The following is a 10,034-nucleotide window of genomic DNA, read 5'->3' on the forward strand; positions in this document are numbered from 1 at the left end:
CAAACCATAAATATAGGGTATTGGAAACTAGATAAAAAGACAGGGAAATAAAATCCCTGTCTTTTTTACATCAATCTTTTCCATCTTTTGGACTCGTTTGGTCACCATCGCTGGTATATAGCTCTGATCCCAGATCGTTGTTATCATCTATGGAGCAGGAACTTAGGTTCAGTGAAAAGAGTAATAATAATAGGTACATTGTTGTTGTCCTCATAATTGTATGTTTTTAAATTATGAGCGCAAGTACCCTGTATTGTAGGTTTTTTGATCGTCATGACCGTCATGACCGTCATGCCAGGCTTTCTGTCTATAGGACCGGTATGGTTTAAACTGTTTTTTACCTATTTTTGGATAGATGATAATTACCAAGCTTACCGCTGAACACTTGCGATATTTTATTTTCCTTATGGACGGAATTATTTCCAGGGAGGAAGATTTTATAGAGGTTGGCCGAATTTTTAAGGAATTGCAACAGCAGGAAATAGATATAAGTTGGCATTCTATAAACCGGGCATTTGAATTAAGAAACGCTCTTAAAATGGAATTGCCGCCGAACAAGAAAGCTGTTCTTCCTCAAAAAAGAACATTAGATGCGCTTACCAAGTATTACTATGGTAAAAGATTTGTTTTTAGGGATTTAGTTTGTACCGAGCCCGATATTTTGGTTAGTGAAGAGGAGGTGCGGCAACACTACGAAAGGCAAAGGCCAACCGATGCGGTTATTCATCAATTATTTAAAAAGCAACCGGAGAAAATAGCGTTCATTGCAGATCAAAAAGAAAGCTATGAAGAGTGCCTGTTAGATGTAGAAAACCGTTTTAACGAAGTTGTTGACGAACTCAAAGAAACCAAAGAACGCTTTAAGGAATTTCAATTAAAAGTAGAAGAGGATATTAATGTGCAAAACATGATGATAACGCATTTAAAAGCTAAAATTGAACAGTTGGAAACTAAGCGTAAGCGGGCATTTTGGGTGTATCGCTTTTTTGGTGCTATTGGATTGTTTTTTGTACGGATAGACTATAAGCAGATCAATCTAGATACGGTAATAGAAGATTACTTAGACGGCCTGGATGATATACTGGAGGGCGATATTTTGGAGGATATAATTTAGGTTGGGCTATATGGATTTAAGGACAGAAAGGAAAGTTAAATTTTGGTTAGCCAGTTTGGCGAAAGTGTTGGTGATCGTGTTGATCGTATTTAAATTGATACCCTATGTTTTTGATACGGCCAAAAGTTCAAAAGACAGTACCTTAACCAAAAAAAACGAGGCGATAAAAGTAGGGAAAGACAGTACAATAGATAATCTGATTATAGGCAACACACCTGGCAATGGTTCTAAAGCAGATTTCGAATTAACAAAACAGGGTAGCGCGGCGGTTTCTGTTGGGGACACTGTTAAATTAGCTGTGCCAAGCAATATAAAGGAAGTTGAAAATTCCATTGGGATATTCATATTCGATGAAAACAATCTGGACCGAACCGTTGCCGGGCAGCTTGAGAAAACTATTTTACAGGAGTATCAAGTAAAGTCCGTTTCTCCAACACCAAACAAACTACATTTGCTAAATGGTACTATGACCGGACTTGGCAAGCTAGAAAACGTATGTATAGGAACCGTTTCTTATACTTTTAAGAATAATGGCGCCAAAATTACGTGTATGTTACAAATAGCGTTCGATACCTATAACGTACGTTCCGGATTTAAGTTAAAAAACCTGTCTGCATCTCTTACCCGCTATGGAATCGGTTTTTCTAACGAACAGGCGAAGGATGTGGCCATACGAAAAATCAATGGTATTTAAAGTTTGCTTACTTGATGGTATAGGTTTTAGACCTGCAAGTTTCTACCTTTAGTTCTCCTTTGTCTTTAAGGAATTTGTAATAAGGGTGATAGCTTAAATTTAATTCTTTGCCTCTAAATTTTTCACTGTTTTCAAAATCTTTAAAAGAAGCTATGTAAAAATTGAAGGGTCGATTTATAAGTCCATAAACACATTTAGTCTCTTTTGCATTTAGAATAATAAGCTTGTAGGTATTTTGATGATGATATTTAGCGTCTCTGTAATGTGCAATCCTTACAATCACTTTTTCATTTAGAGCATTGCTAAAGCAAAAATCACCGGTCATATTTTGCTTACAATTCTTATCTACGGTATTAGGGTCATTTATTGTCTCATTAGAGTTTAAAGGTGTATTGAACCCTTTGTTTCTCGAGTTTTCGCCATCCAAAGATATACCCAGGTAAGAGGACACATTTTCATTTAAGGGTAAGTTAGACATGCTAGCCGCAAATTGTAACGCAGTTTCTGTATCCAAAACTTTGGCACGGACTTTTACGTTGGTCGTCAAAACAGTAAAAGTCCCGGTGATTATGGCGTCAACGGCAACAATTTTACCCAGTTCCTTTGCCGTGTTTTCGTCAATATACCCCTCTGAATTCAATTGATGTTCTTTTAACAACATATCCAGATGGTTACGGTCTATGATTTCATAATTATCGCCAAAATTGGTCAGATATACAGAGAAGTCTTCCGTAATATAATTGCCTAGGGCATTGCGTTCACCATTCTCGGTAACAAAGCCCCATACAGCTACCCTTTTCTTACTTTTTCCATCTAGTTTTGTGGCAATGTTTTGGGCCAATTGTTCCAGTTTAGTATCAAAGTCTTGTGCGTTTAGATGTGTAGACAATAGCAAAAGTGATGCACCTAGGAGTAAAAATTGTTTCATTTTAATTGGTTTCAAGGTATGTAGGGAAGTAGAATGAATAAAATAGTTTCTAATATGATGTTTATAAAACAGTTATAAGTTGGCGTTCAAGATATGAATTACCTAAGACTTGCTTACATAAAGGCATGAACTCTTTTTGATAGCGGCCTATGCCATTTTAAAAGTTGAAAATTGCATTTTGGTTATCTGTCCGTTAAGTGTTTTCCGTTCTACGATACACAGCCAATAACTGCCGCGCGGCGTTAAATGGCGAAAGGGTACCCAGCATCACTTTTTGTTCCAGATCTGGCAGCATAGTTTTGACCTTAGGGTCTTGGTTAAAATCATTTTTAAGACTTTGTTCTATATGCTGTATCAACCAACTTCTATTTTGTTCTTGTCTATTGCGTTCAAAGTAACCGTTTGCTTTACTGGTTTCTACAAATTCTTGTATCACCTCCCATATAGGTTCCAATCCCGTATGCTCCAAAGCGGAACAGCGCATCACTTTGGGTGTCCATCCGTTTTCTTTTGGAGGAAAAAGCTGTAGTGCTCTTCTAAACTCCACTTCGGCCAGTTTTGCCGCTTTCAGGTTTTCCCCGTCGGCTTTGTTTATCGCAACGGCATCGGCCATTTCCATGATGCCTCTTTTGATGCCTTGTAGCTCATCGCCCGCACCGGAAAGTTTCAAGAGCAAAAAGAAATCTACCATGCTGTGGACTGCCGTTTCGCTTTGTCCTACACCAACCGTTTCTATAATAATAATGTTATAGCCGGCAGCTTCCAAGAGGATTATGCTTTCCCTTGTTTTTCTGGTTACTCCGCCAAGGGAATCTCCTGAGGGGGAAGGTCTGATAAAGGCATTTGGGTCTTGCACCAGTTCCTGCATCCTTGTTTTATCGCCCAGAATGCTTCCTTTGGTCTTGCTACTCGTAGGATCTACGGTAAGGACCGATACTTTGTTGCCCCTTTTGGTCAACAATTTGCCAAAACTTTCGATAAAGGTACTTTTTCCAACACCCGGCACGCCGGTTATGCCAATGCGCAAGGTTTTTTGTTTCTCCGTCAGGCATAGCTCAATAATTCGATTTGCGATCGCTTGGTGTTCCGGTTTAGTGCTTTCCACCAAAGTAATTGCCTTGCTCAGTGCCGCAATAGTATTGCCACGTATACCTGCAACAAGTTCTTCCGAATTGTATAGCCGTCCGGAGCTCGTAGGTTTCTTTTTTTTGGAAGGAGACTTCCTGTTGCCGTTTTCGTTCAAGTTTTATGTATTGATGGGAATACGAATTTTTACCGTATCCCAAGATAGGTTAAGGTATAACTGAGTATCTTCTTCAAATGCAATAGTGAAATTTTCAACGGGTGTGGTGAGTTCACCTACGGGTACTTCTACCTGGAGTACATCTTGTTCGGGATCCCTAGTAGTTTCCTGACCGCCACTACTTAGGGTAACGCCCCAATCTGGAACCGACCTGTTAAAAATGACCTTCCAACTAGTTTTACCGGGAATGGTCCATAAGGAATAGGTTCCTGGCTTAAGGTCCTTGTCTATAATTTTTATGGTTTGGGAAGTGGTAAACGTAGTGGGCTCATTGGCTCCTGTGCGCCATACCTTATCGTAGGGAACGAGTTCTCCAAAAATAGTTCTGTCTTTTTTGGACGGGCTGGAGTATCGTACGTGTAACTCCGTGCCTTTTAACAGATAACCGGTAGTTTTTTCGGGACTGTGTTTTTTGGTCTGATTTTGCAAATAGGGTAGTCCAATAAAGTAAAACAACCCTCCAATTACGAGTAAGAAAATAAACAGTCTCTTCAAAAATTTCATAGCTGTTGTTTAAACCAATGTTCCTGTATTGCTATTGTACTACATCAAACTTAAAGATAGTAATGTTGTTATAGGTTTCACCCGGCCGCAACACACTATTGGGAAAGTCAGGTTGGTTGGGCGCATCGGGATAGTTTTGTGTTTCAAAACAGATGCCCGGAAAATCAAGCGGCGTATAAACAACCAATGCAGGTTGATTGGTATACACTTTCATCGAAATACCCGATCGGGAGGAACTTAGTTCCGCCACTTTTTCGCTACCCATATTTTTAACAAATACCGTGTCCATACGTTTTATACCTATAGGCTTTGGCAGCAGAAAATCATTGTCCGTAGAACGTACGGGTACTATATTGCCGGTTGGCAAAAGGTTATCTTCCAGTTCTAAAAAATAGGGGCAGTTGAGTTGTAGTTCATAATCGTCTACATACGGACTGTCGTCTATTTTAAAATAGGAATGGTTAGTGAGGTTCACCACCGTGCTGCGGTCCGTAACGGCTTCATGAATAATCTGTAATGCGTTATGTACCAATTTGTAAGTGATGTGTACGGTCAGGTTTCCAGGGTAGCCCTCCTCCAAATGCTTGCTTTTATAGGAGAGCGTAACAAAGGGGTCCTCGGTTTTACTCACCTCTTCAATAGTCCAGGTCTTTTGGTTAAAACCTTCTTTACCGCCGTGAAGGTGCACCCCTTCTTCTTGATGCAAAAAGAACTTTTCTCGGTCCAGTTCAAAACCGCCTTTGGCAATACGTCCCGCATATCTGCCCACGCAGGCACCAAGGCAGTTTTCGTCCAACTTGTATCTACTGGGATGGTTGTAGCCCACTACGGTATTTATATAGTTGCCCTCTTTGCCCTTAACCAATAGTTTTTGGATAATGGCACCGTAATCCAGCACCATCAGGGTCATAAACTCGTTGGAAATCGTAACTTGTTTCAATAGGTTCTGTTCTAATTATCTATGTAAAAATAAAAGAATTTTGTCACAACCATTTTTTTCTTTCGTCCTTTAGGTAACGATCAAGGTAAAACCAATACCAGACCGGCCAATGTTTCAAACTGATGTAGTAGAAAAATGCAAGGGGAACGACCGGAAGGCGCAGCTACAATTATACCGGCAATACTGCGATGGTATGTATGTGGTGGCCATGCGATTTTTGTGTAATTCCGATGATGCGGAGGATGTACTCCAAGATGCGTTCATAAATGCTTTCCAGAACATACATCAGTTTAGTGGCGAGGTTTCGTTTGGCGCTTGGTTAAAGCGAATTGTCGTAAATAAGTGTATCGATTTTTTAAAGTCCAGGAAACAGCGTTTACTGCCCTTGGAAGAAGAGTATATGCAAATAGTTGATGATAATGATTGGAGCGTTGGCCCGGAAATTACGATCAACGAGGTGAAGCAAGCTATACAAAAGTTGCCCGATAAATACAGGTATGTGGTACTAATGTATTTGCTGGAAGGTTTTGACCATAAAGAAATTTCACAGGTATTGGGATTGACCGAAACCGCCAGCAGAACCCGTTTGCTAAGAGGTAAAGGGTATTTAAAATCGGTATTAACAAGAAAAGGATATGGAACAGGATCTTAGGGAACTATTTAAAAAAGACCGTAAAAGGAGTCGTGATGTCTTAAAGGAGGGCCATATTCTTCGATTTGAAGAAAAGCTGGATAAGGCTATGCCGCCAACTAAAAAACGGTTTGGATTATGGAAGTTCGCCGCATCTATCTTGGTGTTGTGTAGTCTTGGCCTTGCAAGCTATTTGCTATGGCTTGAAAAAGATGTGGAAACACCCTTAGTGGTCAACTTAAAGAAGGAAGGCAGCAATTTTTCTTTAGGCGATCTATCCCCCGATTTAAAAAAGGTGGAGAGCTATTACGTAGCCCATATCAATTTAGAGTTTTCAAAACTGGAGGTTTCCGAAGATAACAGGGCGGTCGTAGATAGTTTTATGGACCGATTATCTGAATTGAACGATGAGTACGAGCTGCTTACCATAGAATTGAATGACATAGGTCCCAATGACCAAACCATAACTGCGCTTATTGGCAATTTACAACTGCGTTTGCAATTGTTGCAACGGCTTAAAAAGAAATTAAACCAATTAAAATCATCAAAAAATGAACAGATCATCAACACTACTATTTAGACGCTTCAGCATTATACTAGGTTTTTTGACCATTACCCTAATTGGTAACGCGCAAAAACAGACGAAAACCTATACTGAAAGCTTTGCTGTTGGGAAAGAGGCCATTTTGGATATCAATACCAACTACGCGGATATTGCGTTTGAAACATGGAACCAAAACAAGGTAGTGGTAACGGCAACATTTGAGCTTGAAGGTGCCACCGAACAGGAAGCAAATGCATATTATGAGCGTACTCCGATCGAAATTTTGGGAAACAGCAAGAAAGTGTCCATTATTTCCAAATCGCAAGGAATAGGCCTGTTTTCCAGTCGAGAATTCAATGTTGATTTTGGGGATTTGGATTTTGATATTCCCGATGTTTCCGCTTTTACAGTAGAAATACCCGAAATCGGTCCACTTCCAGAAATGATAGAAATGCCTCCTTTACCTATGACCGGTGCGTTCCGGTTTGATTATGATGCCTATAAAAAAGATGGGGAGGCGTATATGAAGAACTGGCAAAAAAACTTTGAACGAAGTTTTGATAAGGAACATCAAAAACGACTGGAGAAGTGGGTTGAAAAAATGGAAAAGCGCGCCACTAAACTACAGCAGCAAGCCGAGGAACGTGAGGAAAAAATGGAGGCCTACGAAACCAGAAGAAACGAACTGGTAGAAAAACGTACCGAGGCCTTACAGGAAAAAATGGAAGCGTTTGCGGAAAGAAGAAGCGAATTGTTCGAAAAAAGAGCGGAATTGCTTCAAAACCGTACAGCGGCATTAGATTCCTTGCTAACCCAAACAGACGCTCACAGCTTATTTTTTAGAAGAGATAGTATAATAAGTCCCCCTACTATTTTTTATTCATCCTCCAGTGATGGGAAGAAGAAGTATAAGGTGAAAAAAACAATTAAAGTTAAAATGCCCAAGGGTATGCGCATTCAAATGAACGTACGCCATGGCGAAGTGAGATTGGCGGAAAATACTAAAAACTTAAATGCAACCTTGTCATACGCAAGTTTGTGGGGCACAAGTATAGACGGGAATGAAACTAAAATCTCAGCTTCGTATACCCCTGTAAGCGTTCAAAAATGGAGCCAAGGACAGCTGCATGCCAACTACTCCAGGAGTGTTGCGTTGGCAGAGGTTATGAACCTACGGTTAAGCGCTACTTCTTCGGATGTGACTATTGATGAACTTTTAGGCAAAGCCTTCATAAAGAACGATTTTGGTCCGCTAGTCATAAAATCTGTAGAAAATTCGTTTGAAGAATTAGATGTTTCCTTAAAAAACGGGGAGTTGCACTTAAGCTTGCCTAACAGTCCTACGGCCATTTATCTCAAAAGGACCAACTCCGAACTAAGCTTGCCAAAAGGCCTCTTGCTCACGGACACTAAAAACGGAAACACCTTTGTTCACAAGGGAAACCACCTAGGTGAAGGTGGTGGTGCCATACAAATAACAGCGGAGTATAGTGATATCGCGATACGGTAGTAACGTGCATAAAAGGTTGGACAAGGGATTTAGAAATCTACTAAGTATTGCTCCTGCGGTGCAGATGTTCAAACACCTGCTTAACAAGAATGTACCAAAGGAATAAGGCACGAAAAATGGCAGTCGCAATAGGTAGGTTTGTTCTCCAGCTAGGGGAGGCTGGATTTTATCCTAACTTTTTCTACGGGATGAAAGACGGCAACGGTCATGGCCGAATCCGGTACGGCTCCGTCAACCTAAAAACGATAGCAATTAGTGATTATCCTTCTTTAAGAAATCCCCAAAATTCGCCTTGAACCGATTTAGCCTTGGAATCGAGACGTTACGTACATACGAGTTGTTCGGGTTCTTACGCTCATAATCTTGGTGGTATTCCTCGGCTTTCCAGAATTTTTCAAATTTGGTAACTTCCGTGGTAATGGGATCGCCCTCATAGATATTCATATCAACGGCAGCTTGTATGTAGCCTTCTATAATGTTCTTTTCTTTCTCGGTTTTATAAAAAGCAATGGAGCGGTACTGCGAGCCACGGTCCGGACCTTGCTGGTTTAAGGTGGTAGGGTCATGGGACCCAAAAAACACCTGCACTAGTTCTGTAAAGGAAATTTGCTTTGGGTCGTAATAGACTTCTACCGCCTCTGCATGTCTGGTAATGCCATTACCGATCATGTCATAGTTGGGATTTTCTTCCGTACCACCGGAATAGCCGGATACCGCCTCCTTTACCCCTCGTACGCTTTCAAAAATAGCCTCAACACACCAAAAACAACCACTGGCAAAATAGGCCGTTTCGTAGTTCTGGAGTTCTTGCGGACTTAATTTTATAATTTCAGGTGCGGACTCCTGTGCTACTTCTTTCGCCTGCTGCAGATTTGTTTCTTTGGTGTTGGATTTACAACTTGTTACCATGAATAGCGCAACGAACAAGAAGTATAGTGATTTAAATTTCATTGGAGTTCTTTTTTTACAATTTGTAGGCAATTTACAAAGTCCTTACGGTAGTAAGGGTTAAAAAATGTTAATGAAACGGATGTAAGCTTTATTTTTATGGTATGAAGTCATTTTTAGAGGTATTGTCGTCTTACACGAAGCATCCGATCGCCATATTGGACAACGCTATTCCTTTGGAAAACTATAAACCATTGGATTTAAGCGTTTCGAACATCGATTTGAAAGCTATTGACATAACCGACCCGATAGCGTGCGAACAGTACATAAACGACCTCTTGGAAGGTAGCCATGGAAACGTGGCCTATGGGGGCTATTTAGAGCAACGGAACCTATATGCCGATAAAGCTGGTTTTTCCGGTTCGCCGGATGCAAAGCGCAATATACATTTGGGTGTCGATTATTGGTGTGCTGCAGGAACAAAGGTTATCGTACCCATAAGCGGCACCGTTCATAGTTTTAAAAATAATAATACTAGCGGCGATTATGGCCCAACCATTATTTTAGCACATAAATTAAAGGGATATCGCTTTTATACGCTATACGGACATCTTTCGGTGGAATCGCTGGACGGTCTCGAAATAGGAAAACAGTTTGATGCGGGAACCGTCTTGGGTACCTTAGGGACGGCCGATATCAACGTTAACTATGCACCACACCTACATTTTCAGCTCGTACAGGATATAGGAGGATATTTTGGAGACTATCCTGGTGTATGCGCACTTACAGACCTGGAATATTATAAGAAAAACTGCCCAGACCCGAACCTTTTATTGAATATAGGATAGGAATCAACCGTTTAACGACCTCTTTTTTCGATGAGGTGTTTTTAGGCTTTGTGCAGTTCACCGAGCGAATTCTGCAGTTTGTCCCAATTGCTGTCAGATACCGAGTAATATGGGTTTTTCGGCGAACGGT

12 protein-coding genes are annotated in these 10,034 nt (G+C 40.6%); 6 read left to right on the plus strand and 6 right to left on the minus strand.

Going from position 1 to position 10,034, the window contains the following annotated elements; all coding sequences use genetic code 11:
• Nucleotides 1–70: 70 nt before the first annotated feature.
• A complete protein-coding gene (locus ACFQZJ_RS06165; protein WP_379933065.1) occupies nt 71–214 on the minus strand; it encodes a hypothetical protein in 144 nt (47 codons plus the stop codon).
• 141 nt (nt 215–355) lie between these two features.
• Here ACFQZJ_RS06165 and ACFQZJ_RS06170 point away from each other — a divergent pair, with 141 nt between their 5' ends.
• Nucleotides 356–1,114, plus strand: a complete 759-nt coding sequence (locus tag ACFQZJ_RS06170; protein ID WP_379933067.1) for a hypothetical protein — start codon at nt 356–358, stop codon at nt 1,112–1,114.
• A 10-nt stretch (nt 1,115–1,124) separates the two neighbouring features.
• The gene (locus ACFQZJ_RS06175) at nt 1,125–1,808 is read left to right on the plus strand and encodes a hypothetical protein (protein ID WP_379933068.1); all 684 of its coding nucleotides are present in this window, start codon (nt 1,125–1,127) and stop codon (nt 1,806–1,808) included.
• Nucleotides 1,809–1,815: 7 nt separating this feature from the next.
• On the opposite strand, the gene ACFQZJ_RS06180 is transcribed toward ACFQZJ_RS06175, so the two are convergent.
• The 4 genes from ACFQZJ_RS06180 to ACFQZJ_RS06195 form a co-directional block, all read right to left on the minus strand.
• The gene (locus ACFQZJ_RS06180; protein WP_379933070.1) at nt 1,816–2,736 is read right to left on the minus strand and encodes a FlgO family outer membrane protein; all 921 of its coding nucleotides are present in this window, start codon (nt 2,734–2,736) and stop codon (nt 1,816–1,818) included.
• Nucleotides 2,737–2,929: 193 nt separating this feature from the next.
• On the minus strand, nt 2,930–3,979 hold the full coding sequence (meaB, locus tag ACFQZJ_RS06185) for a methylmalonyl Co-A mutase-associated GTPase MeaB (RefSeq protein ID WP_379933071.1): 1,050 nt from the start codon (nt 3,977–3,979) through the stop codon (nt 2,930–2,932).
• 3 nt (nt 3,980–3,982) lie between these two features.
• Nucleotides 3,983–4,543, minus strand: coding sequence for a DUF2911 domain-containing protein (locus ACFQZJ_RS06190; RefSeq protein WP_379933073.1), 561 nt, complete (start codon nt 4,541–4,543; stop codon nt 3,983–3,985).
• A 31-nt stretch (nt 4,544–4,574) separates the two neighbouring features.
• A complete protein-coding gene (locus tag ACFQZJ_RS06195; RefSeq protein WP_379933075.1) occupies nt 4,575–5,483 on the minus strand; it encodes an aldose epimerase family protein in 909 nt (302 codons plus the stop codon).
• 109 nt (nt 5,484–5,592) lie between these two features.
• On the opposite strand from ACFQZJ_RS06195, the gene ACFQZJ_RS06200 reads away from it, so the two are divergent.
• From ACFQZJ_RS06200 to ACFQZJ_RS06210, 3 genes are read left to right on the plus strand one after another with little or no spacing between them, the layout of a single operon-like run.
• Complete coding sequence (locus ACFQZJ_RS06200; RefSeq protein WP_379933077.1) at nt 5,593–6,135, plus strand: RNA polymerase sigma factor; 543 nt, start codon at nt 5,593–5,595, stop codon at nt 6,133–6,135.
• On the plus strand, nt 6,119–6,694 hold the full coding sequence (locus ACFQZJ_RS06205; RefSeq protein ID WP_379933079.1) for a hypothetical protein: 576 nt from the start codon (nt 6,119–6,121) through the stop codon (nt 6,692–6,694). Before ACFQZJ_RS06200 ends, ACFQZJ_RS06205 begins: the two co-directional genes overlap by 17 nt.
• Nucleotides 6,666–8,168 carry a hypothetical protein gene (locus ACFQZJ_RS06210; protein WP_379933082.1) on the plus strand — a complete coding sequence of 501 codons (1,503 nt, stop codon included), beginning with the start codon at nt 6,666–6,668 and terminating at the stop codon, nt 8,166–8,168. The genes ACFQZJ_RS06205 and ACFQZJ_RS06210 overlap by 29 nt, the downstream gene beginning before the upstream one ends.
• A 252-nt stretch (nt 8,169–8,420) precedes the next feature.
• On the opposite strand, the gene msrA is transcribed toward ACFQZJ_RS06210, so the two are convergent.
• Nucleotides 8,421–9,119, minus strand: a complete 699-nt coding sequence (msrA, locus tag ACFQZJ_RS06215) for a peptide-methionine (S)-S-oxide reductase MsrA (RefSeq protein ID WP_379933084.1) — start codon at nt 9,117–9,119, stop codon at nt 8,421–8,423.
• A 101-nt stretch (nt 9,120–9,220) separates the two neighbouring features.
• Between msrA and ACFQZJ_RS06220 the strand changes: the two genes are divergently transcribed.
• Nucleotides 9,221–9,904: a peptidoglycan DD-metalloendopeptidase family protein gene (locus ACFQZJ_RS06220; RefSeq protein WP_379933086.1), complete on the plus strand. Its 684-nt coding sequence runs from the start codon at nt 9,221–9,223 to the stop codon at nt 9,902–9,904.
• Nucleotides 9,905–10,034: the final 130 nt, after the last annotated feature.

Origin of the sequence: Maribacter chungangensis, from assembly GCF_042676845.1 — a bacterium.
GTDB classification, from domain to species: domain Bacteria; phylum Bacteroidota; class Bacteroidia; order Flavobacteriales; family Flavobacteriaceae; genus Maribacter; species Maribacter chungangensis.

Excerpts from the sequence above, each read along its gene's own strand:
- ACFQZJ_RS06165 (WP_379933065.1), bottom strand. The coding sequence starts at position 214 with ATGAGGACAACAACAATGTACCTATTATTATTACTCTTTTCACTGAAC.
- ACFQZJ_RS06170 (WP_379933067.1), top strand. The coding sequence starts at position 356 with ATGATAATTACCAAGCTTACCGCTGAACACTTGCGATATTTTATTTTC.
- ACFQZJ_RS06175 (WP_379933068.1), top strand. The coding sequence starts at position 1,125 with ATGGATTTAAGGACAGAAAGGAAAGTTAAATTTTGGTTAGCCAGTTTG.
- ACFQZJ_RS06180 (WP_379933070.1), bottom strand. The coding sequence starts at position 2,736 with ATGAAACAATTTTTACTCCTAGGTGCATCACTTTTGCTATTGTCTACA.
- ACFQZJ_RS06190 (WP_379933073.1), bottom strand. The coding sequence starts at position 4,543 with ATGAAATTTTTGAAGAGACTGTTTATTTTCTTACTCGTAATTGGAGGG.
- ACFQZJ_RS06200 (WP_379933077.1), top strand. The coding sequence starts at position 5,593 with ATGTTTCAAACTGATGTAGTAGAAAAATGCAAGGGGAACGACCGGAAG.
- ACFQZJ_RS06205 (WP_379933079.1), top strand. The coding sequence starts at position 6,119 with ATGGAACAGGATCTTAGGGAACTATTTAAAAAAGACCGTAAAAGGAGT.
- ACFQZJ_RS06210 (WP_379933082.1), top strand. The coding sequence starts at position 6,666 with ATGAACAGATCATCAACACTACTATTTAGACGCTTCAGCATTATACTA.
- msrA (WP_379933084.1), bottom strand. The coding sequence starts at position 9,119 with ATGAAATTTAAATCACTATACTTCTTGTTCGTTGCGCTATTCATGGTA.
- ACFQZJ_RS06220 (WP_379933086.1), top strand. The coding sequence starts at position 9,221 with ATGAAGTCATTTTTAGAGGTATTGTCGTCTTACACGAAGCATCCGATC.